The sequence below is a fragment of the Pseudomonas sp. MTM4 genome (assembly GCF_019355055.1).
Lineage (GTDB): Bacteria > Pseudomonadota > Gammaproteobacteria > Pseudomonadales > Pseudomonadaceae > Stutzerimonas.
Genome location: NZ_CP048411.1, coordinates 1,974,346 through 1,999,857, shown reverse-complemented (window position 1 = coordinate 1,999,857; position 25,512 = coordinate 1,974,346). Strand labels below are relative to the sequence as shown.

Annotated in this window: 22 protein-coding genes and 1 pseudogene; 9 read left to right on the top strand and 14 right to left on the bottom strand. The window is 56.6% G+C overall.

The annotated features are described in order from the left end of the window. Window positions 1-213: 213 nt before the first annotated feature. Window positions 214-1,107, top strand: a complete 894-nt coding sequence (locus tag GYM54_RS09130; protein ID WP_003291594.1) for an integrase — start codon at window positions 214-216, stop codon at window positions 1,105-1,107. 574 nt (window positions 1,108-1,681) lie between these two features. Here the strand turns inward: GYM54_RS09130 and GYM54_RS09125 are convergent. Beyond that, window positions 1,682-1,984: a helix-turn-helix transcriptional regulator gene (locus GYM54_RS09125; RefSeq protein ID WP_025297873.1), complete on the bottom strand. Its 303-nt coding sequence runs from the start codon at window positions 1,982-1,984 to the stop codon at window positions 1,682-1,684. Window positions 1,985-2,067: 83 nt separating this feature from the next. On the opposite strand from GYM54_RS09125, the gene GYM54_RS09120 reads away from it, so the two are divergent. From GYM54_RS09120 to GYM54_RS09095, 6 genes are all read left to right on the top strand, one after another. Continuing rightward, a complete protein-coding gene (locus tag GYM54_RS09120; protein WP_031653041.1) occupies window positions 2,068-3,159 on the top strand; it encodes an NADH:flavin oxidoreductase/NADH oxidase in 1,092 nt (363 codons plus the stop codon). A 124-nt stretch (window positions 3,160-3,283) separates the two neighbouring features. Further along, entirely contained in the window at window positions 3,284-4,273 is a 990-nt protein-coding gene (locus tag GYM54_RS09115) for a zinc-dependent alcohol dehydrogenase family protein (protein ID WP_100548378.1), read from the top strand. A gap of 98 nt (window positions 4,274-4,371) precedes the next feature. Then, a complete protein-coding gene (locus GYM54_RS09110) occupies window positions 4,372-4,665 on the top strand; it encodes a putative quinol monooxygenase (RefSeq protein WP_197446062.1) in 294 nt (97 codons plus the stop codon). A 10-nt stretch (window positions 4,666-4,675) separates the two neighbouring features. Continuing rightward, window positions 4,676-5,695 (top strand): zinc-binding alcohol dehydrogenase family protein, encoded by a 1,020-nt coding sequence (locus tag GYM54_RS09105; protein ID WP_003288728.1) that lies wholly within the window; start codon window positions 4,676-4,678, stop codon window positions 5,693-5,695. Between the two features lie 340 nt (window positions 5,696-6,035). Next, window positions 6,036-6,668, top strand: a complete 633-nt coding sequence (locus GYM54_RS09100; protein ID WP_078465107.1) for a TetR/AcrR family transcriptional regulator — start codon at window positions 6,036-6,038, stop codon at window positions 6,666-6,668. 47 nt (window positions 6,669-6,715) lie between these two features. After that, entirely contained in the window at window positions 6,716-7,702 is a 987-nt protein-coding gene (locus GYM54_RS09095) for an MDR family oxidoreductase (RefSeq protein WP_003288722.1), read from the top strand. A 399-nt stretch (window positions 7,703-8,101) separates the two neighbouring features. Here the strand turns inward: GYM54_RS09095 and GYM54_RS09090 are convergent, their stop codons facing one another. The 10 genes from GYM54_RS09090 to GYM54_RS09045 all read right to left on the bottom strand — a co-directional run bounded on the left by GYM54_RS09090 (window position 8,102) and on the right by GYM54_RS09045 (window position 20,131). Next, window positions 8,102-9,532, bottom strand: a complete 1,431-nt coding sequence (locus GYM54_RS09090) for an IS1182 family transposase (protein WP_046622663.1) — start codon at window positions 9,530-9,532, stop codon at window positions 8,102-8,104. 150 nt (window positions 9,533-9,682) lie between these two features. Then, window positions 9,683-10,435 carry a 2-keto-4-pentenoate hydratase gene (locus GYM54_RS09085; protein ID WP_042929873.1) on the bottom strand — a complete coding sequence of 251 codons (753 nt, stop codon included), beginning with the start codon at window positions 10,433-10,435 and terminating at the stop codon, window positions 9,683-9,685. Further along, complete coding sequence (gene hydA / locus GYM54_RS09080; RefSeq protein WP_079328412.1) at window positions 10,432-11,871, bottom strand: dihydropyrimidinase; 1,440 nt, start codon at window positions 11,869-11,871, stop codon at window positions 10,432-10,434. Before hydA ends, GYM54_RS09085 begins: the two co-directional genes overlap by 4 nt. 149 nt (window positions 11,872-12,020) lie before the next feature. Next, a complete protein-coding gene (locus GYM54_RS09075; protein ID WP_197445535.1) occupies window positions 12,021-12,782 on the bottom strand; it encodes an SDR family NAD(P)-dependent oxidoreductase in 762 nt (253 codons plus the stop codon). Between the two features lie 9 nt (window positions 12,783-12,791). Then, window positions 12,792-13,700, bottom strand: coding sequence for an allantoinase PuuE (locus GYM54_RS09070; RefSeq protein ID WP_042929870.1), 909 nt, complete (start codon window positions 13,698-13,700; stop codon window positions 12,792-12,794). A gap of 170 nt (window positions 13,701-13,870) precedes the next feature. Then, window positions 13,871-14,830, bottom strand: a complete 960-nt coding sequence (locus GYM54_RS09065) for an NAD(P)-dependent oxidoreductase (protein WP_079328416.1) — start codon at window positions 14,828-14,830, stop codon at window positions 13,871-13,873. Next, window positions 14,827-16,485 (bottom strand): ABC transporter ATP-binding protein, encoded by a 1,659-nt coding sequence (locus GYM54_RS09060; RefSeq protein ID WP_170915843.1) that lies wholly within the window; start codon window positions 16,483-16,485, stop codon window positions 14,827-14,829. The genes GYM54_RS09065 and GYM54_RS09060 overlap by 4 nt, the downstream gene beginning before the upstream one ends. Then, window positions 16,482-17,327 (bottom strand): ABC transporter permease, encoded by an 846-nt coding sequence (locus tag GYM54_RS09055; RefSeq protein WP_079328418.1) that lies wholly within the window; start codon window positions 17,325-17,327, stop codon window positions 16,482-16,484. Before GYM54_RS09055 ends, GYM54_RS09060 begins: the two co-directional genes overlap by 4 nt. Further along, on the bottom strand, window positions 17,324-18,364 hold the full coding sequence (locus tag GYM54_RS09050; protein WP_170915844.1) for an ABC transporter permease: 1,041 nt from the start codon (window positions 18,362-18,364) through the stop codon (window positions 17,324-17,326). The genes GYM54_RS09055 and GYM54_RS09050 overlap by 4 nt, the downstream gene beginning before the upstream one ends. Before the next feature lie 63 nt (window positions 18,365-18,427). After that, the gene (locus GYM54_RS09045; RefSeq protein WP_231752212.1) at window positions 18,428-20,131 is read right to left on the bottom strand and encodes an ABC transporter substrate-binding protein; all 1,704 of its coding nucleotides are present in this window, start codon (window positions 20,129-20,131) and stop codon (window positions 18,428-18,430) included. A gap of 320 nt (window positions 20,132-20,451) precedes the next feature. On the opposite strand from GYM54_RS09045, the gene GYM54_RS09040 reads away from it, so the two are divergent. Continuing rightward, window positions 20,452-21,210, top strand: coding sequence for a GntR family transcriptional regulator (locus GYM54_RS09040; protein ID WP_197445536.1), 759 nt, complete (start codon window positions 20,452-20,454; stop codon window positions 21,208-21,210). Window positions 21,211-21,334: 124 nt separating this feature from the next. Here the strand turns inward: GYM54_RS09040 and apbC are convergent, their stop codons facing one another. After that, window positions 21,335-22,444, bottom strand: coding sequence for an iron-sulfur cluster carrier protein ApbC (apbC, locus tag GYM54_RS09035; RefSeq protein WP_197445537.1), 1,110 nt, complete (start codon window positions 22,442-22,444; stop codon window positions 21,335-21,337). A 303-nt stretch (window positions 22,445-22,747) separates the two neighbouring features. Between apbC and GYM54_RS09030 the strand changes: the two genes are divergently transcribed. Then, a complete protein-coding gene (locus GYM54_RS09030; protein ID WP_197445538.1) occupies window positions 22,748-22,981 on the top strand; it encodes an AAA family ATPase in 234 nt (77 codons plus the stop codon). On the opposite strand, the pseudogene GYM54_RS09025 reads toward GYM54_RS09030, so the two are convergent. Together GYM54_RS09025 and GYM54_RS09020 are read right to left on the bottom strand one after the other, a co-directional pair. Continuing rightward, window positions 22,968-23,051, bottom strand: a pseudogene (locus GYM54_RS09025) (transcriptional regulator); the annotation flags it as partial. The gene GYM54_RS09030 and the pseudogene GYM54_RS09025 overlap by 14 nt on opposite strands. Window positions 23,052-24,145: 1,094 nt before the next feature. After that, a complete protein-coding gene (locus GYM54_RS09020) occupies window positions 24,146-25,405 on the bottom strand; it encodes a site-specific integrase (RefSeq protein WP_197445539.1) in 1,260 nt (419 codons plus the stop codon). Between the last annotated feature and the right edge of the window lie 107 nt (window positions 25,406-25,512).

Sequence of the window (25,512 nt, the reverse complement as noted above, 5' to 3'; positions counted from 1 at the left end):
TAAGTGAGCGTTGTGGATACGATATCGTCCTTGGCCAACGAACCAAAGTCCGGAATGCGATATAGAAAGGATAGAATTTTTGCACCTTTGCAATGTTTGGCTTTTGGGGTTATATAAAAAATAATGCTCTGGTTGTTGTTTTTTTGTTTTCGTATTTGCAATAATTGATTGTGTGGCATGTGTCACGCAAATAATAATAATAAGAAGAATAATATGAATGCAGAGACTCAAAGCGCCTATATTAGTTTGGCCAGTAATTTTTATGCGACTCGGATGCAGGGCGTTGAGCTTGATGAGCTCAATATTATTGGTGCTTTACTACGGGCGGCCCCTGATTACCGCCCGGATTATTATCGGCGCCTACGTAACGCTTTGGCGTTTGATCAAAAGCATCGAGGAAATTTCTGGGCTGCCCAAGAAATCAATCGTACGCTCAATCCGGTCACTGTGTTAAATCTGCCGCGAAAGAAAAAGCAGCGACGTCCGCAGAAGCTTTCTACCGCTGATTTCGAAGCGTGGCTACGGTGTCTGGCTGAACGAGATATGCCTGTCGAAGCGGGAGCTTTAATGGTGATATCTCTTACCGGAGCGCGACCATGCGAGCTTAACGGAATTTCTATCGATGGCCGGCGCATCCATATATCCGGTGCAAAGCTTAGCCACAACGGTTTACGCGGCGCTAGCCGAACGCTTGAGGCTGATGGAGACGTCTGCAATATCTTGAGAAACGCTCTCGCTGCTTTTAAATGTCAGCCGCGCAGTATGGATTCAATACGCGTTGCGCTTCACCAAGTCGCTACTGAGCTATTCGGTAGGAGGAAGGTGCCGAGTATGTACACACTTCGTCACCAGTTCGGCTCAAATCTGAAAGCCTCAGGCATGTCCGCAATAGAAATGGCATACGTCATGGGGCACCAGGCTACCGATTCGATTAGCCGCTATGGCGATAAAAGATTTGGACGTGCAGAAGCGGTTAAGGTTAAGCCTGCAAGCGATGCTGACTTTTCAAAGGTGAGAGATACAGTGCCTGCTCGAATGCGTGCGGACGCCGTGGCTCTTAATGATCAGCGAGACTTGGATCGTAGGACTGAGGTCGCTGACGGCTGAGGTGATGTGGTCATTTCAGCGGACAATCATGAATTCCTTAGGCTATAGAGCGTTTGTATCTAGCTCTGGTTTTGATAGCGGTTTCCACCTTTACGTCGTCAACGCTCAGGTATCTGTTACGTAATCTTGGACACATGGGTGTCGCTCACCGGCAGCTTGCGGCCGATTCTGTTGAAAAAGTCCCTTTGCGATTTCTGACCACAAAAGAGCGTTGCCTACGTTGAAATCTGAGTCGTACGGGAGACTGAACTGTCTTGGTTTTCACGCAGCAACGCCCAAATCGTGCGTTTTTTGAGTTCTGAAAAGGCGGCTCCGGCCAAGACCGACTTTTTCAACAGAATCGGCCACTAGCGGCCTGTCGTAAGCGGCGTAATCTGTAGACGAGCCACCGATACTGCGCACAAGCGAAACGCTCCAGCTGCTCGATTGAGGCCATCTGGGTAAGGCGTTTACGTCGGGACTAGTCATGCTTCCGCAGTCAGCGGCGAGGTAGTCCCTGAGCTCACTGGAGCCCAGGGTTTCGAAGCAGGCCGTCTTCAGCGTCTTCCTCGATGAATTGACTCTCAAGCCAGCCTTAGCCGCGCTGAGATAAGATCGTCTCGAGCAAACCAGGAAATCGATTGTTCAAATCATCCCTGCGCAACGAGTTCATATGGGTCGTGCCGATGGTTTGGGTTTGGACCAACCCGGCATCTCGCAGCACCCTGAAGTGATGGGACATGGTGGACTTTGGTCGGCCACCGTCCAATTCGCCACAGCTGGCTTCGCCCAGTTCGGCAAGGCGTCGGACGATCTCCAGGCGCACAGGATCGCTCAAGGCGTATAGCAGACGCTCGAGGACGAATTCAGTGACGGGAGGGTGTTTGTAGGGGCGCATGAACGAAGCATACACGGGTTTGCTCTATCTCCATAGTTCGAATACTATCGAATTAACGTAATAGACAACCCTCGGAGAAACCAATGTCTGCGCTGTTCCAACCCTTCACGCTTAAAGACGTCACGCTTCGCAACCGTATTGCGATTCCCCCTATGTGCATGTACTCGTCAAACGATGGCCTGATCAACGAGTGGCACAGAGTTCACTACGCCTCCCTTGCGCGTGGCGGGGCGGGGTTGGTGATTGTCGAAGCAACCGCTGTAGCGCCAGAAGGGCGGATCACTCCTGGCTGTGCGGGTATTTGGAACGATGAGCTGGCCCAGGCCTTCGTACCGGTGGTGCAGTCGATCAAGGCAGCCGGCTCGGTCCCCGGCCTGCAGATCGCCCACGCCGGTCGCAAGGCAAGCGCAAACCGTCCATGGGAAGGCGATGACCACATCGCTGAAGATGACGCCCGTGGCTGGCAGACCATCGCTCCATCGGCCATAGCTTTTGGCGGTCACCTGGCCAAGCAGCCGCAAGCCATGACGCTGGAAGACATTGCCCGTGTGCGTGAGGATTTCGTCGCAGCCGCTCGCCGTGCGCGTGACGCTGGCTTCGAGTGGCTGGAGCTGCATTTCGCCCATGGTTATCTGGCCCAGTCGTTCCTGTCCGAACACTCCAACCATCGCGATGACGCCTACGGCGGCAGTTTCGACAACCGTAGCCGCTTCCTGCTTGAAACGCTGGCGGCTGTTCGTGAGGTTTGGCCGGAGCACCTGCCGCTAACCGCTCGTCTAGGGGTTATCGAATACGACGGCCGGGACGAACAGACGCTGACCGAGGCTATCGAACTGACACGTCGCTTCAAAAATGGTGGCCTGGATCTGCTGAGCGTCAGCATTGGTTTCACCATCGCTGAAACCAACATTCCCTGGGCGCCTGGCTTCATGGGCGAAGTTGCCCAGCGCGTGAAGCGTGAGGCGGGGATACCAGTGGCTTCGGCATGGGGCTTCGGCACGCCAAGCGTTGCCGAAGAAGCGGTCAAGAGCGGTCAGCTGGACTTGGCGATGATTGGGCGAGCACATCTGGCCAATCCAAATTGGTCCTATCTTGCCGCCCAAGAGCTGGGCGTAGAGCGTGCGTCCTGGACCTTGCCGGCTCCCTATGCTCACTGGCTTGAACGCTACAAGTGACCCGCCGGTGCGAGACGGCTGACCTGGCCTGATCGCCCGCTGCCCCAGCGCTATGAGCGCTGGTGGCTACCTGGCTGAGCCGCTCATGGCTCGGTCCTTCCGATAGATAGCTGAGGATTACGCTATGTCTCGCGTCATACGCTTTCATCGCACCGGTGAACCGGAGGTTCTCCAGATCGACGAGATCGACGTGCCAGCTCCCGGCGCGAACGAGGTTCAAATCAACGTCAGGGCGCTCGGCATCAACCGGGCTGAAGTGATGTACCGCACAGGCCAGTACGTCATCGAACCGACGTTTCCCGCCATGCTGGGCTATGAAGCGGCTGGGAACGTGGCTGCAGTGGGGCCCGGTGTGGTCGGCTTCGCTGTTGGCGATGTGGTCAGCGTAGTGCCCGCGTTCTCCTTTGACGAATACGGCTTGTACGGTGAGTTGGTCAACGCACCGGCTCACGCGGTGGTCAAACACCCGGAAGTGCTCTCTTTCACGGAGGCAGCAGCGACCTGGATGAAGTTTGTCACCGCCTATGGCGCATTGATCGAGCTCGGTGGGCTGCAGGCCGGGGAGGCTGTGCTGATCCGTGCGGCGTCCAGCAGCGTGGGGCTTGCCGCTATCCAGATTGCGAACATGGTGGGCGCCGTTCCTGTGGCGCTGACCCGCACCAGCGACAAGCGCGAAGCCTTGCTTCAAGCGGGGGCGGCGGCAGTCATCGCGACCCAGGAGCAGGACATGGTGGCTGAGGTCATGACGGTGACTCATGGCAAAGGCGCTCGCATGGCCTTCGATCCCGTTGGCGGACCCGAAGTGGCCTTGGTGCTCAAGGCGCTAGCGAACCACGGCATCTTCTTCCAGTACGGCGCTTTGGACACTCGGGATATCCCTGTGTCGGTCATGGACCTGCTCGGCAAGCATCTGACGCTGCGCGGTTATCAGCTGTTCGAGATCACCCAGAATCGAGAAAAACTCGAACGGGCCAAGCACTTCATCAATGAAGGGCTCGCCTCTGGACAGCTGCGTCCGGTGATCGACCGTACATTCAGCTTCGACGAGATGGCCGAGGCTCACCGGTACATGGAATCGAATGCCCAGGTGGGCAAGATTGTTGTAACGCTGTAAACCACGTTCAGGTCTTCGCGGCATGGCCGGTAGGGTCACCTTCGGTAAGCCCATGCCAGTTCGATGCGTCTTTCACACATGCACAGACAGGAGGTTCGATGAGCACCCCACTCACACTGGTTGCCACATTGGTCGCCAAGGCCGGCTCCGAAGATGAGCTCCAGCAGACGCTGCAGGATCTGCAAGGCCCAAGTCGCGCCGAAGCGGACTGCATCCAATACGACTTTCATAAAGATGCAGAACAGCCTCGCACCTTCCATATGGTTGAGCAGTGGCGAGACGAAGCGGCGCTGACTGCGCACGAGGCCACCCCGCATTTCCAGGCAGCGCTGCCGGTTATCGAGCGCGCCGCCGAAAAATTCTCCGTCATGAAAATGTACCGCGTCTCCTGAGGAGCTCCGAATGAAAGCGATTGCACACTTCAAATGCCTGCCTGTTGAGAACCCTGACGCCCTCGTGGAGATCGATCTACCCGAGCCAGTGCCGGGGCCGCGCGACCTGCTGGTAGAAGTCAAGGCCGTATCGGTCAACCCGGTCGATACCAAAGTCCGCCAGGGCTACGTGCCGCATACAGACGAAACACAGCCGCGCATCCTCGGTTGGGACGCTGCCGGCGTGGTCAAGTCGGTCGGTTCCGACGTAACGCTGTTCAAGCCCGGTGACAAGGTGTGGTACGCCGGGTCGCTGATCCGCCCGGGCAGCAACAGTGAGTTGCAGCTGGTAGACGAGCGCATTGTCGGATCGATGCCACAGTCGCTGGAGTTCGCCCAGGCCGCGGCGCTTCCCCTGACGTCTCTGACCGCTTGGGAATTGCTATTTGATCGCCTCGGCGTAGCGCGCGACACCACCGACCGTGGCGAAACGCTGCTGATCATTGGCGCTGCAGGCGGGGTGGGTTCAATCATGACTCAGCTGGCGCGTCAGTTGACCGGCCTGACCGTCATTGGTACGGCTTCGCGCCCTGAAACCCAGGCCTGGGTCACCGAACTCGGCGCCCATTACGTGATCGATCACACCAAACCACTGAGCGAAGAGCTCAAGCGCATCGGCCTTCCGCAGGTCAGCTACGTCGCAAGCCTGACGCAGACCGATCGGCATTACGAGCAGATCATCGAGTCACTGAAGCCACAGGGCAGGTTGGGCCTGATCGATGACCCGGCCACGCTGGACGTCGTACCGCTCAAACGCAAGAGCCTGTCGCTGCACTGGGAGCTGATGTACACGCGCTCGCTGTACGAGACCGAGGACATGCAGGAGCAGCACAACATCCTCAATGAAGTGGCCCGCCAGATCGATGCGGGTGTGTTGCGCACCACCGTTGGCGAAAACTACGGGCGTATCAGCGCCGAAAACCTACGTCGCGCCCATGCCTTGCTGGAGAGCGGCAAGGCAAAGGGCAAGATCGTTCTGGAGGGCTTCTGACGGTATCTGGCTACCGGCTCATGCGGTAGGTAGCCAATGCTGGATTCAAGAGTAGCGCCCATGAGCGATTCAGTGAGCGCCTTGAAATGCCTCCTATTGAGATCGTCTCGCAAGACCATCACCCAGCCGTCAACGACTTCATCCGAAACGTCCAACTAATAGGAACCCCATATGAACAACGCTACCGGCTATGCCGTCGATATCTCGGGATCGAGGTAGATGACGCTTTGGAAACGGCAGAGCAGACGTTTGGCCATGCATAAAGCACTGAATCCCAAACCGCATTTACGACAAGCAGACAGAATGTTGACATTGTAGACAGTCGGTCTAATGTATTCCCATGACTACTTCAAAGCCCCAAGCCCGCCGTGGCCGACCACCCAAAGTCGCGAGAGGCTTTGACGACACTCGCGAGGCATTACTGTGTTGCGGCATGGAAGTGCTGACCGAACAGGGTTTTGCCGCCACCGGCATAGATGCCGTCCTGAAGCGCGTGCGCGTACCAAAGGGTTCGTTCTATCACTACTTCGACAGTAAGGAAGCCTTCGTCCAAGAGGTGCTGCAGCGCTATGCCGCTTATTTCGCGCGCAAACTGGATCGCTGGCTGCTGGACGATCAGGTACCGCCCCTGCAACGCCTGAGCAATTTCGTCGATGATGCCAAAGCCGGCATGGCCAAGCATGAGTTTCGCCGAGGTTGTCTGGTCGGCAACCTTGGTCAGGAGATCACGGCACTACCCGCCAGTTTTCGCCAAGCACTGGAGGATGTCCTCCTCGACTGGCAAGACCGGCTGGCCAATTGCCTGGTTCAGGCAGTCAACCACGGGCAGCTGGAGCCCGACAGCGATTGCGATGCGCTTGCCGCTTATTTCTGGATTGGCTGGGAAGGCGCAGTACTACGCGCCAAGCTGGCGCAGAACGCCCAACCACTAGACACCTTTGCCAAGGGCTTTCTGGCCGGTGCCGCGAGGTAGTGTTTTTTCGACCATTTAAAGACGATCAGTCTAAATAAGGAGAGACCATGTTCCACGCATTACTCATCGAGAAAAACGACGACAACTATCAGACGCGGCTGACCGAGCTTGATGACTCGCAGCTGCCTGAGGGCGACGTTACCGTGCGCGTCGAGTACAGCACGCTCAACTACAAGGATGGTCTCGCCATCAGCGGACGTAGTCCGGTGGTACGGCGGTTCCCCATGGTTCCTGGCATTGACCTGGCAGGCGTTGTCGAAGCCAGCGATCATGCTCGTTACAAGGTTGGCGACCGGGTGTTACTCAATGGTTGGGGCGTTGGTGAGACGCACTGGGGGGGCCTTGCTCAAAAAGCCAGGCTTAAAGGTGACTGGCTGATTCCCCAGCCCGCTCAACTGAGCGCACGGCAGGCCATGGCAATCGGTACTGCCGGTTATACCGCCATGCTGAGCCTGATCGCACTGGAGCGTCACGGCTTGTCACCAGAGAGTGGTGAAGTGCTGGTCACAGGTGCCAATGGTGGGGTTGGTAGCTTTGCCATCGCACTGCTAGCCAAGCGCGGTTATTCGGTAACCGCTTCAACCGGTCGTCCGGCCGAAGCTGACTATCTGAAGCACCTGGGTGCTAGCACAATCATCGATCGAGCCGAGCTGGGTAGCCCAGGGCGCCCCCTGGCAGCAGAGCGCTGGGCAGCAGTAATCGACTCGGTGGGTAGCTATACTCTGGCCAATGCCTGCGCCAGCACACGTGCAGATGGCGCCGTTGCGGCATGCGGCCTGGCCCAGGGCATGGATTTCCCAGCCACTGTCGCCCCCTTTATCCTGCGCGGGGTCAGCTTGCTGGGAATCAACAGTGTGACCCGCCCCTATGAGGAACGGGTAACGGCTTGGCAGCGCCTGTCCTCAGAATTGGGCTTGGCGCTACTGGATGAAATGACTCGGGAGATCGCGCTCAGCGAGGCCATTGACATGGCCCATGATCTGCTCAATGGCAAAGTCCGAGGGCGCGTTGTGGTTGATGTCAACCGTTACTGATACCCCTGCTTTTAACAAAGCCCTTCCTGGGTTCGGCTCCCCTGACCTGACCCAGGCCGCCTGATCTAGGTCGGTTGGCACTTGAAGCCGTTGCTAACCGGCCTGACGAGCCCTTCAGGAATGTCGATTTTATCGAGCCTTAACACTCGCCAACCAGCCCTGTACGGATGGTATTTCGCGACAAGCCTTGGCTTCACTGGCCCATCACACTGTTAAACCATTGTAAACGACCGCTATTGGCCCAGAGTGTGTAAAAACACTTTTCTTATCGTGCGTGCTTCAGCCCATTGCTCTTGGGCGTGGCAATTTCCCGATTATTTACCGCGATCAGCGCCGGTAACGCTTCAGAGCGCATATGAAGCGCTTTGGCACCTCTTTGGGGCAGTAAAAGCCGGGCTTTTACGCCGCCATCGCCTTCAACAAGCCTTCGGTGCCGATGATTTTCATCACCCGCTTCAAGTTATAGGCGAGCACATTCAAGCTCATTTCAGCGCTCACCCCGTTCAGTTTTCGAGTCAGGAAGTGCGTTGCTCCCATCCATTGCTTGAGCGTCCCGAAGGGATGCTCAACAGTCCGCTTTCGAACCCGCATCATCTCCGGTGCTTGGTTCAGCCGGCGTTGCATTTTCTCCAGCACAGCTTCATGTTCCCAGCGCCTTACTCGACGATTTGTGCTTGGCGTGCACTGGGTTTTCAGCGTGCAACTCTGGCACTTTGAACTCCAGTAGCAGTGCATATTCATGCCTTTCTCAACGCTGGAGAATCGCCAGATCAGTGCCTCTCCCGCCGGGCAGGTGTATTCGTTTTTCGTCGGGTCATACACGAAGGCATCTTTGTTGAATCGGCCATCAGCCTTGGCGCTTGAAGTCATTGGCTTAGGCACGTAGGCCGTGATGTTTGCGTCGTGACAGGCAAGGATTTCTTCACCCTTGAAGTAGCCTCGGTCAGCCACCACGGACAGCGTTTCTGCGCCGACAGCTTCACGAGCCTGCTTCGCCATTGAACTGAGTTGGTCACGGTCGGAACCGCTGTTGGTGACCTCATGAGCAACTATTAAATGGTGCTGCGTATCGACAGCCGTCTGCACGTTGTAGCCGACGATACCGCTGCCGCGCGTCATCATCGAACGGGCATCCGGGTCGGTCAGCGAAACCTGTTTGTCAGGGGAATCGTTGAGCTGAGTTTCGATCCCCTGAAGCTCTTTCATCTGCGCTTTGAGCTTGGCGATTTTATCTTCCAGGCTGGCAGTGTCTGGCACGGAGGCGCTAGGAGTCTGTCGATCAGCCGCATCGAGCGCAGCCAAATAACGGCTGATGCTCGCCTCGATTTCTTCCATGCGCCGCTTCAGTTTGGCGCTGGTGAAATTGCGGTCACGGTTGTTCACTGCCTTGAATTTGCTGCCGTCGATGGCAACCAGATTTTCGCCAAACAACCCCAACTGTTGGCACAGCACAACGAACTGGCGGCACACGCCGCGAATGGCTTTGCTGTTGTCTTTTCGGAAGTTGGCGATGGTTTTGAAGTCGGGCATCAAGCGCCCGGTTAACCACATCAATTCGATGTTGCGCTGGGCTTCTCGCTCAAGACGTCGACTAGATTGGATGCGGTTGAGATAGCCGTAGATATAGATCTTCAGCAAAATCGCAGGGTGGTACGCAGGTCTGCCGGTTTCGGCTGGAATGACGCCATCAAAACCCAGCGTGACCAAGTCGAGTTCATCGACGAAGACATCAACCACCCGTACCGGGTTGGTATCGCTGACGTAGTCGTCGAGGCTCTCGGGAAGTAAGGTGCTTTGCCCTCGGTGCTCACCCTGGATAAACCGTTTCATGGGCTTCCCTTGCGATGAAATTCTCAGAAATCATAGCAAGGATATGTCCGGGCGTTTTTACACACTCTGGGCCGATAGCAGCCGTCTGTGAAAGACCGCTTCGGCCACAAGCGGAGGGTGCCATGAGCGCCTCCCGTAACAGCTTCATCGTCAGGTCAGTAGAGTGGCTTTTCCGAATTTGCCAAAGCCGACATCGATGCGCTGCCCCCAGCTCGCCCAGTAGAGGCCTGTCCAACTGCCGGTGGCAATCAGGTCGCCGGCACGCAAAGGCGTATTTTGCTCGGCAGCGTGTCGGGCCAGCCAGGGCAACGAGGCCAGTGGATCGACGAAGGGATGCGAGCCGGTGGCTGCGAGCTGTTTGTGACCATTTACCTCCAACACAACCGGTTGCCGTGTCCATTCGGGGAGATCAACTAGCAGGAAAGGCTCACCCAGAATTAGCGCGCGGTTGAGCTGCTGGTCGGCTAACCGCAGCAGAGGATCGACCCTGGCGTCTTCCTCCAGGCGGGTGTCGCACAGCTCGATTGCTGGCAGCCAAGCGTCGATGGCAGCACGAATCTCAACTATGTCCGGCGTATCTGACAGGTCCCGTCCCAGCCGGATCGCCAGTTCGCCTTCGATCCCGAGTCCCACAGCATAACGCGCAGGGACCTGCCACCCCGATGGATGGATCGAGTTGCTCGGTATGGCGGCGCAGCTGACCAGTCCGCCCGGCGCGCCGCCGAGTTTCCAAGCACATGGGCGGGTGCCCTCGAACCAGCCAAGACTTTCAGTGACCAGCCGTTGTACGGCATAGGCAGCATTCGCGTCCGGCAGCGAGAGCCCTGACACAGGCTGCCGCCGGCCGCTGTGCCAGCTGTCGATCAGTCGATCGGCCACGGACTTGATCAGCGTCTCGCTCACAGCGGAATCTCCGTCTGGCGGCGACGTGGCTTGGCCGGGTCTGGCCGAGCACAGGGTAGGAACTGACCACGGCCCGCATCGCCGCACGGCTGTTCGCCATCCCACACGACATCGCCACGCGATAGCGTCATTGCTGGCCAGGCGCTGAGGTGCATGCCTTCATAGGGGGTGTAATCGACATTGTGGTGAAGGCGATTGTTGTCCAGGTGGAAGGTTTGATCTTCGTCCCAGATCACCAGGTCTGCGTCCGAACCGATGGCGATGCTGCCCTTGCGCGGGTACAAGCCATAGAGCTTGGCGGCATTGGTCGAGGTCAGCGCTACGAAGCTCTGGGGAGTGATCCGCCCGGTGCGTACGCCTTCGGACCAAAGCAGGGCCATGCGCGTTTCGATACCGGGAATGCCGTTAGCGACTTTGTCGAAGGACACCTGTTCGCCGTGTGCTTTCTTGCCGTCCGGGCCATCGTAGCGGAAGGGTGCGTGATCCGAGGAGAACACCTCGAATGAACCATTTTCCAACCCGTCCCATATGACCTGTTGATTGGCCTTGTCTCGCGGCGGCGGGCTGCAGATACACTTGGCGCCCTCGAAGCTGTCGTCGCAACCCATCGAGTCGGCGGTCAGAAACAGGTACTGCGGGCAAGTTTCGGCGTACACCTTGAGGCCGTTGCTTTGCGCCCAGCGAATCTGCTCGACAGCTTCTCGCCCGGAAACGTGGACGATCAGTATTGGCACGTCGACCAGCTCAGCCAGGGCAATGGCGCGGTGTGTCGCCTCACGTTCTACCAGCATCGGTCGCGAGGTCGCGTGGTAGCGCGGCGCGGTGTGGCCGGCGGCGAGCAGGCGCTCGGTGAGCCAGGCGATGCAGTCGGCGTTCTCCGCATGCAACATGACCATCGCACCTTCGCTGCGGGCGACCGACAGGGTATCCAGAATCTCGCGGTCGCTGAGTTTCAGGGCGTCGTAGGTCATATAGATCTTGAAAGAGGTATAACCCTCAGCGATCAGCGCCGGTAACTCGTCGCGCAGGATTTCCGGCGTCGGGTCGGTAACGATCATGTGGAAGGCATAGTCGATCACCGGCTTCTGACCGGCGCGGCGGTGGTAGTCCTCCACGGCGGCGCGCAGGCTCTTGCCTTTTTGCTGACAGGCAAACGGGATCACCGTAGTGGTGCCGCCGCAGGCTGCGGAGACTGTGCCGCTGAGAAAGTCGTCAGCCATGATCGAACCGTCTCCGGTCGGCTGGTCCAGGTGCACATGGCTGTCGATTCCACCTGGCGTCACGTGTCGGCCTTTGGCGTCGATTTCCTTGAGGCCAGTCGGCAGGTCAATTCCCAGCGCCGCAATGCGCCCGTCGCGAATGCCAATGTCGCTAGTAAAAATATCTGCCGCGGTGACTACGCGGGCATTGCGGATAACTGTGTCGAATGTATTCATTCAAGTCTCTGAAATAGTGACCGGCCCGCCGGCAATGGCCCGAGGAAACTGCGATCCGCAGACTGCGGAACAAAGTTTTTCCCATGCGCCGTTGCGCCATGAAGCCGCCAGGAGCTGCCGCACGGTGCCAGTCATTTACTGATATGGATTCAAAGCATCACATCGCCACCATTTGGTGACAGTGTCTGGCCGGCATAGAACGCGCCCGCTGCAGACGCCAGCAGGAGGGCGGTTGGGGCTATTTCGGCTACATGCCCGAAGCGTCCGATTGGCAATTGCGCCTTCTTGGCCTCAAGCCATTCCTTGCTGTGGTTGCGCAGGAGTTCGGTGTCTACCGGGCCCGGGGCAATGGCGTTCACCATCACGTTGTATGGCGCCCCTTCATAGGCGAGCGCTCGCGTGAAGCCCACGACCCCAGCTTTAGCCGCGCAATAGTGGGCAAGGCCGGGGGCGCCTTTATAGGCCAATTGAGACGCGACGTTGATGATGCGGCCATAGTTGCGTGAAACCATCGCTCCGAAGAAGGCTTTGGTGACTAACATGGTTCCGCGGAGGTTCACTCCAACGATTCGGTCCCAATCGCTGTCGTCTGTCATCGAGAACGGGCGGTCGCCGCCACCCAGACCTGCCGAGTTGACGACGATATCCACGCTGCCCATGCGCTCCTGCGCCCATTCGGCGAAGGCCGCTACCGCTGCGGGATCCGATACATCGCATTCGGTGGAATGAAGCTCAAGCCCCCTGGTTTTCAGCCGATCTTTGAAGCTTTCAGCATTGTCGTGGTCATCGAGATGGCAGATCGCAACCTCCGCGCCGTGCTCCAGGAACAGTTCCGCTATCGCACCGCCAATACCTCGGCTACCACCGGTCACAACGGCCTTGCGGCCCGTCAGATCAAATACGTTAGTCATGATGCATCCTTAGTTGTGAGGTGCGGGATGAACGCTCATCCAATGCTTGGCAATATCAATGCGCCGCGTGATCCAGACGTCGGGGAAGGTCGAGACATAGTCGAGGAAGCGCTCGAGCGCTGCTGCTCGGGCTGGGTGGCCCACAAGTCTGAGATGAAGGCCGACAGACATCATCTTGGGTTGCGTCCGGCCTTCTTTGTAGAGCATGTCGAAGGCATCCTTGAGGAAGGAAAACCATTGATCTCCGGTACTGACGCCTGCGGCAAACTGCCCGTCGTTATTGGTCAGGGAGTAGGGAACAACGAGATGCGGCTTTCCGCCGACTTGAGTCCAGAAGGGTAATTCGTCTCCGTAATAATCCGAGTCATAGAGAAAGCCTCCTTCCTCCACGAGCAAACGTCGTGTGTTGGTGCTCGGCGAGTAACGGCAATACCAGCCTTGAGGGCGAGTGCCGATTGTTCGTTCAAGAGAGTCGATAGCGCGGCGGATATGCTCTTTCTCTTCCTCTTCGGATAACCCGTAATGCTTGATCCAACGCCAGCCGTGCGAACAGACATCAAAGCCCGATTCTCTGATGGCTACGCAGGCATCCGGATTTCGCTCTAGGGCGAGCGCACAGCCGAATATCGTTGCCATCATCGAACGCTCCTGGAAAAGCCGCATGACCCTCCAAAAGCCGACGCGACTTCCGTACTCGAATAAACCCTCGGCAGCGAGATCACGGCCCAGAACGCCGGTGTTGAGTCCGCTGCTTTCGGTAAACCAGGTTTCAGTGGAGCTCTCGCCGTCTTGTATCGACGGCTCCGACCCTTCCTCATAATTGAGTACGAAATTCAAAGCGAGGCGTGCTCCGCCAGGCCATTTGGGGTCTGGTGGATTGCGGCCATAGCCGACGAAATCTCTTTCAGAATCGTTCATATGCGCGATACCTGTTTAAGGTTGAGATCGTGGCCGACTTCGCACGGACGAGAGTTTTCATCGTCGAGCATGTGAAGTCGGTGATAGGTAGGTTGCCCGCTGTGCCAGAGATGAATCGTCCGCTCAGGCTTTAAAACGTCTGCGCATTGGATTCGATCTGCGGCCCGGCTTTAGCCTGCGGTTTTTGGGTCATCAGATTCCTTACTCTGAGCCATCGTGATCCAGTTCGCGTAAGCGCGTATGCCTTGCTCAAGAGCAACCCTGGGCTCGTATGCAAGATCTCGCCGCGCAGCTTCAATGCTGAACTTTTCCTGGAGTTCGTCGACTGGATCCGGACCCGGCTGCAACTCGATGTCAGCATCCTTGAACACAGCGCGCACCAACGCTGCGACTTGCTCAAGCGTCGTTCGGGTGTCGCCGGTGATGTTGTATGTCGCCCTTGGCAAGGTGGGGGCGTCGAGTGCGCTCACCAGCCCATCAACCGCATCGTCGACATGGATAAATTGGCGAGGGAAGTCCGAGCCAAAAGGCAGCCTGGTAGGGCGATTTGCTAGCGCATCCTCGATCATGGTGCGGATGACACAGGGAGTGGTCCGGCCAGGTCCGTATACCCAGGAGAGCCGAATGCTCGCAGCGGAAAGTCCGTACTGATTGGCATAGGCAGTGGTTATATATTCCGAGGCGACTTTGCTGGCGCCGTAGAGGCTCGCTGGTCTAAGCGCGCTGTCTTCCATAACCGGTGACGATTTGGTAACGCCATAGGCGCTAGTCGAGGAGCAGTAAACGAACCTTCGAGCGTTATGAATGCGCGCAAGCTCAAGCATGTTGGCAGTGCCAACGATGTTCACTTGCACCATTGAGTAGGGCGCATCACGGGCGACCATTGGGCCCGAATAAGCACCGCAGTGCACGACCGAGTCGATGCCATGTTGGGCTATGGCGTGTAGTCCGTGTACGTCACCGAGGTCGCATTCCTGAATCTCGATTCCCTCCTCAGTTACTGAAGAAAACCGGTCGACTGCCAGAACGGAGCGCCCCTGCTCGGATAGGCGGCGCACTAACTGGCGCCCTACAAGGCCAGCCGCACCGGTGACGAGGACGGGTTTGTTCGACGAGAGATCGCGGTTCATAGCTCCTCCGCGGTCTGGAGGCTGCGCGCGTCCACGTCAGGCCGAATTTCGATGGGGAGCTCCGCATTCAGGAGCTTGCGTGTGTACGATTCCCTCGGGTTAGCGAAAATCTGCTCGGTCGGCCCTTGCTCGACGATTTTGCCGTGACGCATTACCGCGACGTAATGCGCCAGTGAGCGAACAGAGTTGAGGTCATGTGTGATGAAAAGGGCGGATAGCCCCATGCGCTTTTGAAGATCGCGCACCAGGTCGATGATCTGGGCTCGTACACGGATGTCCAGAGCGGTTGTCGGCTCATCGAAAATCACAAAATCAGGGTTGACCGCTAACGCTCTGGCGACGCCGACGCGCTTCTGTTCGCCGGCTGTCAGCTCGTGCGGATAAACCTCAGCTTTCGATCTGGCGATGCCGACCAGATCCAGCAATTCCAGCACACGCGTCGCTTTTTGTGAGCGCGTCAAAGGCTCTCCGAGGTTCAGGGGCTCGGCCACGAGATCGCGAACACGCCACCTCGGGTTCAGGGCCACGTAGGGTTCCTGGAAGACCATCTGCATGCGACGGCGTACCGCCCTGAACTGCTTGTCTGAGTAGGTAGACGTTTCGGTACCGTCGAATCGGATTGATCCCGAATCGGGCTGCAACAGGCGAACCAGGCATTGCCCCATGGTCGTCTTGCCCGATCCGCTTTCGCCGACAAGCGCCAGCGTCTCACCACGTCGGATCGAAAGAGACACGTGGTCGACCGCACGAACGACCTCCGATGTCCCCTTGATATGGAATGTCTTCACGAGGTCTGTAACCTCGAGCAACGGTGCTGTATCCACCTCGCTATGCACATGCTTTGTGCTCATGGGAAGAGGCCGGACTTTCGCAGCTTCGAGTAGCTCGCGGCTGTAAGGGTGTTTCGGGCCATCGGTCAGGAATGAGCGAATGCTTTCGAGCTCAAGCAACTGGCCTGACTTCATGATCCCTACGCGATCGCAGTAGCTCGCGACCATGCCGAGATCATGCGTAATCAATACGACAGCCAGCCCGAGCTCGCGGCCTTTTTGCACCAGCAAGTCCAGCACTTGCAGCTGTATGGTTGCGTCCAGGCCGAGTGTTGCATCGTCGGCAAGCAGTATTTTCGGCTGCGCGATCAGCGCCATGGCAATGACTACGCGCTGTGCCATGCCACCCGAGAGTTCGTGTGGGTAGGCATGGGCTCTTCTTTCGGGATTAACAATCCCCACCTGCTCGAACAGACGGATCGACTCGTTCCAGGCTTCGGCTTTACCGATGCCTCGGTGTGCGCGCAGGACTCTGGCGATCTGCTCGCCAACCGTTACTACCGGGTCTAGAAGGGCCTTGGCATTTGTGCCGATGAGCGCGACTTCACCCCCGCGAAACCCTCTTTTCTGCTCATCAGTCATCCTGGAGATTGATTGGCCATTCACCAGGACTTCGCCCTCGGTGATGCGCGCTTCCGCGGGGAGCATATCGATAATGGCTCTGGCCAGCAGAGACTTCCCTGCGCCCGTTTCGCCCACAATGCCCAGGATCTCGCCTTTGCCTAGCGTGAAGCTCACATCACTCAATGCCGGCGGCTTTGCAGGGTTATCAAAGCGGACGGAGAGATTGCGTACGTCCAGCAGCAGTTCCGTGGCGTCCATCATGAAATGCTCCTGTTCTGAGGGTCGAATATTTGCTTCGCAGCGTCTCCAAGCAGCGCGAAAGTCAGTACTGAGAAGACGATGGCAAGACCGGGGAACAAAGCGACCCACCAGATTCCGAGAATCATATGCTGAGCACCGTTGCTCACCATGAGCCCCCATTCAGGCGTTGGCATCCGTACCCCGGCGCCGACGAAGGAGAGACCCGCTGTCAGCAAAATGGCCATACCGATGCTGATCGAGATTTGTACAATCGCGGGAGTGAGTGCATTGGGCAGGATGTGTTTGAACATGATCGTCTGGTCTGTCGCGCCACTGCACCGCGCGGCCGCTATGAAGGGGCGGTCACGAAGTGACAAAACTTCCGCGCGGATCAACCGAGCGAACACCGGTGTGAAAAGAACGGCCAGGACGATGGCAACGTTCCAGATTTCCTGGCCCATAACCGACACCAGAACCATGCCCAGTACGAATACCGGGAATGACTGCACAAAGTCGAATATGCGCATCGCTAAAGAACTGATCCAGCCCTTGTAGTATCCGATCGCGAGACCAATCGGGACGCCGATAGCGAATGCGATGGCAACGGCCGTTACGCTAATCAGCAGGTTGATGCGAGTAGCGAAAACAACGCGCGAGAAGATATCCATGCCCGACACATCGGTGCCGAACAGATGCTTCAGGGATGGTTCTTGAAGCGCGTTGATCGGATTTGCATCTACAGGCGAATACGGCGCGATCCAGGGAGCGAACACAATTGCCAGGAACTGCATGGCGAGCAATATCAAGCCGATCGTCAGGGTTGCCCTGGCTGTTGCCCTGCGTGGTCCAGGAGCTATTTTCATACTTCAATCCTCGGGTCGGCGATGCCGTAGAGGACATCCACGACCGTGTAAACAATAAGGATGAATGCGGCCGCTACCAGGACGAATCCTTGCAATGCTGGATAGTCACTGTTCATTACAGCGGAGACGGCATACTGCCCAAGGCCGCCCCAGGCGAAGATCGTTTCTACAAGTACAGCGGCGCCTAGCAGGAAGCCGAAGAGGAACCCGACCATCGTAATGATCGGCGGCAGGCTATTGCGCAATGCAATACGAACCAGCTTCCACTCGGATAATCCACTTGCACGTGCGTGCCGGATGTATTCGCTGCGATAGCTGTCTGCAAAGACCATCTGCGTCATTTTCATCAATGCGCCTGCGTTGACGGTGGCCAACGTAAGCACAGGCAGAAACAGCCGACCCACTGCGGAGGCAAACGCCTCGGTGTCGCCTGCTAACAACGTATCTATGGTCAGGAAGCCGGTAACCGGAGGAGGGGCTGAAATTATTGGGTCCAGGCGCCCGAATGGTGCAGGGGCGATGCCGGCTACATAAAAGAGGAAGTAAATGAGCAACAGCCCGACCCAGAAGTCAGGCACTGCACCCGCGGCAAGCCCATATACTTTACTGAACTTGCTAACCAGCCCCTTGGGCTTGATTACAGAAACTACCGCGAGCGAGACGGCGATAATAATGGTGACGAGCATTGCATAAGTGATCAGCTCAAGCGTCGCTGGAACCCGATCGAGCAGGTCTACCACCACCGGGTTGGAGGTAAACATGGATGTTCCAAGATCACCTTGGATAACCGTGGACAGGTAACTGGTGAACTGCGTCCAGACACTGGCATTCAGTCCGAGTTTTTCTCGCAGACTTTCGATCTGATCGGGAGTGGCCATGTTGCCAAGCATCAGCAGGGCCGGGTCTCCCGGTAATAGGCGGATGAGCAGAAACGTTGCGAGCAGAACGCCGAACATCTGCGGAACGAGTATGCCTATTCTCCCCAGAACGATACGTAGCGGGCGCGGTAGTGACCTTAGCAACATGCCAAATTTCATAGGGTTGTCCTTGTAATCACGCGAAGCGTGAGGGCACAAGCAGCTGTGCCCCCTTTGGCCTTCTTATTCTTTGTAGAAGTCGTACCAGCTGTTGCTGTTTGGTGTGTACCAGCTGAAGCCGGCCACGTTGGCTCGGGTTGCGAGTTGATAACCAGGGTTCATCAGGAATATCCAGGGCGCTTGATCCATGACTATTTGCTGAACACGCTTCATGCCGGCATCACGCTTCGCTTCATCGGTACTGGACAATGCCTCGTTGATGAGCTGATCGACTTCCTCGCTCTTGAACTTCGGGTAGTTGATAAGAGAGGCGCTGTTTAACCAGAGGTTTGCGACGTACGCGGCATCCGGAACAATGGCCATGTCACGATAGAAGTACATGGGGATGGTTCCCGTGGAGTACTTCTCGACGAGCGTGGAAGCCGGTAACTTCACGAGCTCCAGGTCGACGTTTGCGCGGGCGAAGGCAGTTTTCAGAATGACGGCTATTTCTTCCTCGATCTGATCGCCTGTGCGGTAACCAAGTTGGGTTTTAAAGCCTGATTCCTGTCCTGCTTCTTTCAGTAATTGCTTAGCCTTTTCGACGTCCTGTTCGTATTTAAAGTACTCGTCGGTATAGGACGGGTAGATCTCCGAGATAGGGCTTTTGGTCTGGCGTGCCTTGCCGTAATAGACGGCCTTCAGGATGTCTTCGCGCGGTACCAGATAGTTCAGCGCCTGTCGTACCTTGGGGTTGTCGAAAGGCGGCGTCGTATTGTTCATCTCCACACGCTGGATGTAGTTGCCGAACACCTGCCAGATCTTTAACTGGGGGTTCTTTTCCAGCATGGTGAGCTCTCGGGGAGAAAGCCATTCCGCTACGTCGACCGCTCCAGCTTGAAGCGCGGCCAGGCGATTCGCAGAGGTCGGCATCTCGCGGAAGATGACTTTTTCGAGGCGTGGTGCTCCGCGGTAGTAGTTCGGGTTGGCCTCATAAACGACCTCTTGTCCGGAACGAAACTTGGTCACTTGATAGGGGGCGAACGAAGCAGAGTGGGTCGACAGCCAGCTGGAAGCCCAGGGGTCATCCTCAGTGACATGTTGCTTGACAGCTTCAGCGTCCAGAATACCCAGGTCATTGTTGACCCAGATCCGTTCGATCAGCGGCGAGGTTTTAGGCACCGTGACCTTAACCGTCATGTCGTCGATCTTTTCGAACGCGTCGTTGTAATTCTGGATGCCGAGGATCTGGCCCATATACCAGCGGAAGTTGGCGTTCTTGTTCCAGCCGCGCTCGAACGACCACATGACATCGTCAGCCGTCATCGTGTTGCCTGCTGGGCTCTTAACCCCGTCACGCAGGTGAAAGACGATGCTGGTCATGTCATCAGAGACTTCCCAGCTTTCAGCCAAGGCTCCGACGAGCTTGTCAAAGTTCTCGGTCTGAACGCCGTCCATCTCTTTTGGTGCATAGGCCAACAGGCGCTCGTAAATATTCCTTTTGGATTCGTGAGTCGCTTCAGTTGGCGGATATTCCTGGTCGAGCGATTCTGGAGTTCGCGGCCCCGCCACTACCAGGATCGAATTTCTTTCCTGAGCAAGCGCGTTCGGAACCATCGCCATGCTGAAGAGCGAAAAAAACGTAAGGGCAACAGCTGTCGGCCTCTTGAAGACGTGCATCAGTTTATTTTTCATTACGTAGGTCACTTCGCAAGTGGTTTGGATTAAGCCTTCGAAAAGCTGGGGATACCTTGCAGGTAACGCCTGCGGGACATCGTTGGCTTTCATTGGCGCATCAAGCCATCGGTAATGGAGGTTAGTTGTCGTTTCTGATTGTGGCAAAAAACTAAATGCCTGTGGCAATCCAAAGCAAGGGCTGTGCCATTGTTGTGTCATACTGCTCTTAGCAATGTTGCCAACTCGAAATCCTAGCTAAGCCCTTGATAAATGGGTCTTTCTGACCATTTTGGCCGGCTATAAAATCGTTAGAGAGTGCGAAAGCCAGCGCTGATACGCTGCATGCACTTGGTGCGAAACCGCTAACCGGTGATAAGTTTTAGTGCGGGTGTGGACAGCTTTTGAGATTTTGTGACAATCTGCTCCAGCATATGGCACTTATTACTGAGGAATTTTTCGTGCTTAACGAAGGAAGCTCGCCGACAGGCCCTCGCAAAGCTCGTAGCACGGGCCAGATTCTTGGTACTGCAGATAAGCGAGATAGCATTTACGAACGCATCCTTAATGCGGTGATGGAACACCGTTTAATGCCGGGTACTAAATTGGTTGAGGAAAAGCTTGCGCGCGTTTTCGAGGTGAATCGCACACGCGTACGCGAAGTACTGGCGCGACTCGCTTATGAGGGGGTAGTTATTACCATCCCCAACCGTGGGGCTTACGTTGCTAGCCCCTCCGTTGAGGAGGCCAGACACGTTTTTGAAGCGCGCCGCATTCTTGAGCCCGCTCTGATTCGTACGTTGGTTGCCAAGGCTGACGGCGGTGCATTCAAACGTCTGTATGACCATGTGGCCCTGGAACGGGCCGCCCGTGAGGATGGCGACAAGCGGGCAGTAATTCGCTTATCCGGGGAATTTCATACGCTGATCGCCCAAATGGTTGGTAGTCCGCCATTGATCAGGCTAATGCGTGAACTGGCGTCCCTGACATGCTTGATAATTTTGCTCTACGACTCACCCAACGTTCCGGCCTGTCCCAACCATGAGCACTCCGACATCATTGCAGCGATGGAAGAGGGTAATCCCGATAGAGCTATTGCATTGATGCTCAGCCATCTTAATCACGTTGAGGCTACGCTGGATCTTTCGCTTCCCGAGGACTCGGAGGCGGACCTCGAGGCGATCTTCGGCTGAGCTGATCCATCCGAAGACTTGTGCGCCATGTTTTCAATCCGACAGCTGCTCGCTGCAGCGCGGTGCGGTGGCATTAACGCCGTTGCTTCGGAACGGTCCAGCGATACCATTTTGAAACTGTTCGTCAGGCTTCAATCACTGCTGGCAATACGGTAGATGCCGCATGCTGCGCTCGTAGCGACAACCGTGCTGCCGCCCGCCGAGCGATCGTCTGGTACGTCCGTGCCAGAGTCGCCGTCGGTTCCGCGATGACAACCGGCACGCCGTCGTCTGCGCCCACGCGAATACGCATATCCAGCGGCAATTCACCAAGTAGCTCGCTACCGTACTGGTCGGCCATGCGTTGTGCCCCACCGCTGCCGAAGATGTGCTCTTCATGACCGCACTCGCTGCAGACATGCAGGCTCATGTTCTCGATGATCCCGAGCACCGGCACGTTGACTTTCTCGAACATGCGCAGCCCCTTGCGAGCATCCAACAGCGCCAAGTCCTGCGGCGTAATAACAATCAGCGCGGCGGATACCGGCATCCGCTGCGCCAGGGTCAGATGGATGTCGCCGGTGCCCGGCGGCAGGTCGACGATGAGGTAGTCGAGATTCTCCCAGTGGGTTTCCTGCAGCAGGCGGGTCAATGCCTGGGTGATCATCGGACCTCGCCAGATGACCGGCGACTCCTCATCGACGAGAAAGCCGATCGACATGCATTGCACACCGTGGCCGATCATGGGTTGCAACTTTCCGTCGCGAGTATCTGGTAGACCGCTAAGACCCAGTAGCCGCGGTTGGCTGGGCCCATAGAGGTCTGCATCGAGCATGCCGACGCGGGCGCCGTCGGCAGCCAGGGCCAGCGCCAGATTGACCGCGGTGGTGGATTTGCCCACGCCGCCCTTGCCCGAGGCGACCGCGATCATGTGTTTGACGCCCGGGAGGGTCTGGCGGGTGATCGAGGCCGCGCTGACAGCCCATTCGATTTCTATCTCCACCGAAGCCGCATTGGTATGGGCCAGAAGCAGAGCCTTCACCGCCCGGCTCAGTGACTCACGGTAGCCTTCTGCCGGAAAGCCCAGCTCGTTATGCAGGTGCAGGTGCAGGTGCGTCCCGTCGCTGCGTAGCTCGCGTATGGCTCCTGCACTGATTAGGTCGCAACCGAGGCAGGGTTCAATCCATTGGGACAGGGCATGTTCGGCCTGCTGTGTTAAATGGATGCTGAATGTCGCAAAGCGGTGAAGTGTCATGGTGAGCTCCCGTGCGGACGGTGAAGTGTCCTCTCAATCACATTTTTTTAGGAGCGAGGGGGACGCCAAGCCTTTGCTCGCTCGCGAATAAGGCGATAAAGCTTTTCGCGAGCAAGCTCGCTCCTACAACAAAAAATGTGAAGGGCAGCTTTTGGCTAGCGGTCATCGGCGAGAGGCACCTTCCAGCCAACAGCGGTCATCTGGTATCTAGGAAAACTGGAGCGATTCATTTCTACTATGGCTGGGCAGGTTTGGCTGGTTGAGCCAAGCTGCGGCGTCGAGCCAGCATAAGGATCTGCGAAAGTGCGCATTATCAATCTGAAGATTGAGAATTTTCGGGGTGTGAAGTCAGCGGATCTTACGTTTGACGGACATACCCTGCTGGTAGGGGGCAACAACGTCGGGAAGAGCACGATTTGCGAGGCTTTAGACCTTGTGCTCAGTCCAGATAGGCTTTCTCGCTTTCCCCCGGTTCAGGAGTTTGATTTTTACAATGCCTCGTACCTTGATGCTGACGGGACCAGTCGTCATTCTTAAGAGCATCAAGCTGCTTGAGCTGGGCTGCGAGCTGGGCTTCTAGAGCTTTGAATTCGGCGAGTTTGGACATGGGTAACCTTCGGAGAACGAAACTGCTTTGTGTGTCTCAGTCTACCGCTTGGGCACGGAGGGAGAAAACTAAGGACCGACCGATTTCGTGAGTAATTCAGTCATCGAGAAGGCTGGTACAGGGATGGCGCTGCGGAGTGTTTGTCAGCCAGAGAGGTGCGTACTTCCTGACATATGAAGTGGTGGGTTAGCAAAATGGGAGGTGACCAAGCGGCGGCCGTTGCATAGAAACGTCGCGCATCCCGTAGAGGAAGCGGACGTGAGCAGGCTTCTTCTGCTTTAGCAGAGGTAGCCATGCATAGCATCGAAATTGGAGCTAGCCATTTACCTGCGGCAAATGAAGAAAGCTGCCTTTTTTGACAACAATGGCAGCCGCTTCGCGAAGGCAGTTGATCATTTTGGTCTTATTGCTCGGTCTCGCTCCACATTCGTTTCGCTTACCTGCAAACGCCCAAAATGCTCAACTGCCCCATACTTGAAGGTTTCAAGTATGGGGCGCGGGGGCATACTTGAAGGAACGCTTCGCTGCTTCAAGTATGCCCCCGCAATTTTGTTGTCAAATCATAGCCGCCAGGCGTTGCCTGGCCGAAATGGCGATTGTGCACAGACGTGAGCTGCGCCATTCGCGGGCGCTGCCGCCCCGGCCTCAATCATAAGCCCGATCACTGCGGCACACTTGTCTTACGACCGCCATGTCACATGACTCGAGTGCTGCAGTCTCGCCGTGTCACTCGTAGGGCTTGCGGCAGTTAGTGAGTGTCGATGCGCCGGGTGACCGTGCCGTGTGTCTGTCACAGTGGCGTTATGAAGCGGTGTCCGGTCTGATGCCAAAGCGCCCACGCTTCAACTGAAATTTGTGTGGCAGCAGCCGACTGTCACGGAATTCTCGTCGCAGCGGATGCAAGTTCTTCGATGGTGGACTGTGCTCAGCGATAGGGCGTGCCAACCGTCGCCGCAAGCGATGCCCGGAGTTGCGTGAAAATTCGGTTTCTTTCCTGTTGTGTTCAGAACGAAAAAGGCCGCAGATTGGCTGCGGCCTTTTATTCATCCTGTCTCATAATCATCTCCAAGCGATGATCGTTCCCGCTCTATGCATTAGTGAAGCTGCAGCTTACTTTTCCTCCCGCGCTTTCCGCGTCCCGCTTGGCTATTGAGCAGCTTTTTAAAATGCTCCCAGCGAATCTCGTCGGTCTGGATGTTGTAAGTCAGGCCGCGTTCCATCTGCTCCAGTAATCTCAAACTCAGCGGCTTTTCCAAGTAGTGGTCTGCTGTGACCTCCGGAGCACCGCCCTCATGGCCCAGCAGATGGGCGATCGTGGATGGAGATATGCCTGACCGTTCCAGTCGCACGGCAAACGAGCGACGGAGACTTTTAAAATTCAGCCCGCCATTAACCGCCGGTGGGCAATGCTGGCCAATATAGCCTGTTCCCGTACATGGCCCGCAGAAAAAGCGACTCGGATCGCGGGAGTATAGGTGCTTCGGATCGAAGCTCAGCTCGCCGAAAAGCAATGCATCGTTGCCATCGGCCTGACGTCGTTCCTCTACGAAATTTATAAAACCCATCTCCACAAGCTTCGTGCAGATCGGAATCTGCCGTGCCGATGAGCCCGTTTTCAGCGACTTGTTGTACCCGTTATCGTTTATGTCGATGAGTTCTACGCCGTGGAGATCCCGGATCACATCATGCACACGAAGCTGGCAGAGTTCATTGAGCCGCGCGCCGGTGTAGAGCCCGAGAGGAAGCAACCAGAACCGATACGGTTTGGCGTCCTGGTAGACCTTGGGCAGTGTGCCTGCCAGGTACTTTTGGTAAGGCCAGCCGGCGAGCATCTGAATCAGGTTGCTATCTAGAAATGGCTTGGTGACCTCGGCCTGTTTTGTACTGCAAGTAGCAACCTTGATCGCATCGGTAATCAGCTTGCTCTCCAGCGCCTCGTCCAGCATGCGATTGAACAGCTGGTAATAGGTCGTGAGGTTTGCGCCTTTACTTCCCGAAGCCGAGTTCTGCTTCAGTAACAATGGCAGCTGATCCTTTAGACGCTGCACATCAGCTCGATCAAGCTCAGCGACTCGGCGTGTAGGGTTATCTCGGGTCAGGATGACCTTCAGCTTTTCCATTCGAGCCCGCAGCATATGCTCGGACTTTCCTGCGTAAGTGTTTTCTCGCAGGAAGCGGGACAGCGTAGTGTCCATGAACTCGGTAAGTAACGGTGAAGAGTGGAAGCGGTTTATCGCGTCCGTTACCGCGGAGATGTTCGCCAAGGCGATTCGCAAGTGCTCTTCATGGCCAGGCTCTACGATCAGGCTCAGACCCTTATAAAAAGGAATGGAGATAGGGGACGTTACATTCATATATACCTCACGGTGGGTGAGGCTTGAGATTATTACTGTATAAATGAACAGTCAAGATAATCTATTGGAAAGGCACCTTCGATAGCTTTTATTGACACTTTGTCAAT

Coding starts and splice junctions, on each gene's coding strand:
- GYM54_RS09130 (WP_003291594.1), top strand. CDS start 214: ATGAATGCAGAGACTCAAAGCGCCTATATTAGTTTGGCCAGTAATTTT.
- GYM54_RS09125 (WP_025297873.1), bottom strand. CDS start 1,984: ATGCGCCCCTACAAACACCCTCCCGTCACTGAATTCGTCCTCGAGCGT.
- GYM54_RS09120 (WP_031653041.1), top strand. CDS start 2,068: ATGTCTGCGCTGTTCCAACCCTTCACGCTTAAAGACGTCACGCTTCGC.
- GYM54_RS09115 (WP_100548378.1), top strand. CDS start 3,284: ATGTCTCGCGTCATACGCTTTCATCGCACCGGTGAACCGGAGGTTCTC.
- GYM54_RS09110 (WP_197446062.1), top strand. CDS start 4,372: ATGAGCACCCCACTCACACTGGTTGCCACATTGGTCGCCAAGGCCGGC.
- GYM54_RS09105 (WP_003288728.1), top strand. CDS start 4,676: ATGAAAGCGATTGCACACTTCAAATGCCTGCCTGTTGAGAACCCTGAC.
- GYM54_RS09100 (WP_078465107.1), top strand. CDS start 6,036: ATGACTACTTCAAAGCCCCAAGCCCGCCGTGGCCGACCACCCAAAGTC.
- GYM54_RS09095 (WP_003288722.1), top strand. CDS start 6,716: ATGTTCCACGCATTACTCATCGAGAAAAACGACGACAACTATCAGACG.
- GYM54_RS09090 (WP_046622663.1), bottom strand. CDS start 9,532: ATGAAACGGTTTATCCAGGGTGAGCACCGAGGGCAAAGCACCTTACTT.
- hydA (WP_079328412.1), bottom strand. CDS start 11,871: ATGAATACATTCGACACAGTTATCCGCAATGCCCGCGTAGTCACCGCG.
- GYM54_RS09075 (WP_197445535.1), bottom strand. CDS start 12,782: ATGACTAACGTATTTGATCTGACGGGCCGCAAGGCCGTTGTGACCGGT.
- GYM54_RS09070 (WP_042929870.1), bottom strand. CDS start 13,700: ATGAACGATTCTGAAAGAGATTTCGTCGGCTATGGCCGCAATCCACCA.
- GYM54_RS09065 (WP_079328416.1), bottom strand. CDS start 14,830: ATGAACCGCGATCTCTCGTCGAACAAACCCGTCCTCGTCACCGGTGCG.
- GYM54_RS09060 (WP_170915843.1), bottom strand. CDS start 16,485: ATGATGGACGCCACGGAACTGCTGCTGGACGTACGCAATCTCTCCGTC.
- GYM54_RS09055 (WP_079328418.1), bottom strand. CDS start 17,327: ATGAAAATAGCTCCTGGACCACGCAGGGCAACAGCCAGGGCAACCCTG.
- GYM54_RS09050 (WP_170915844.1), bottom strand. CDS start 18,364: ATGAAATTTGGCATGTTGCTAAGGTCACTACCGCGCCCGCTACGTATC.
- GYM54_RS09045 (WP_231752212.1), bottom strand. CDS start 20,131: ATGAAAGCCAACGATGTCCCGCAGGCGTTACCTGCAAGGTATCCCCAG.
- GYM54_RS09040 (WP_197445536.1), top strand. CDS start 20,452: ATGGCACTTATTACTGAGGAATTTTTCGTGCTTAACGAAGGAAGCTCG.
- apbC (WP_197445537.1), bottom strand. CDS start 22,444: ATGACACTTCACCGCTTTGCGACATTCAGCATCCATTTAACACAGCAG.
- GYM54_RS09020 (WP_197445539.1), bottom strand. CDS start 25,405: ATGAATGTAACGTCCCCTATCTCCATTCCTTTTTATAAGGGTCTGAGC.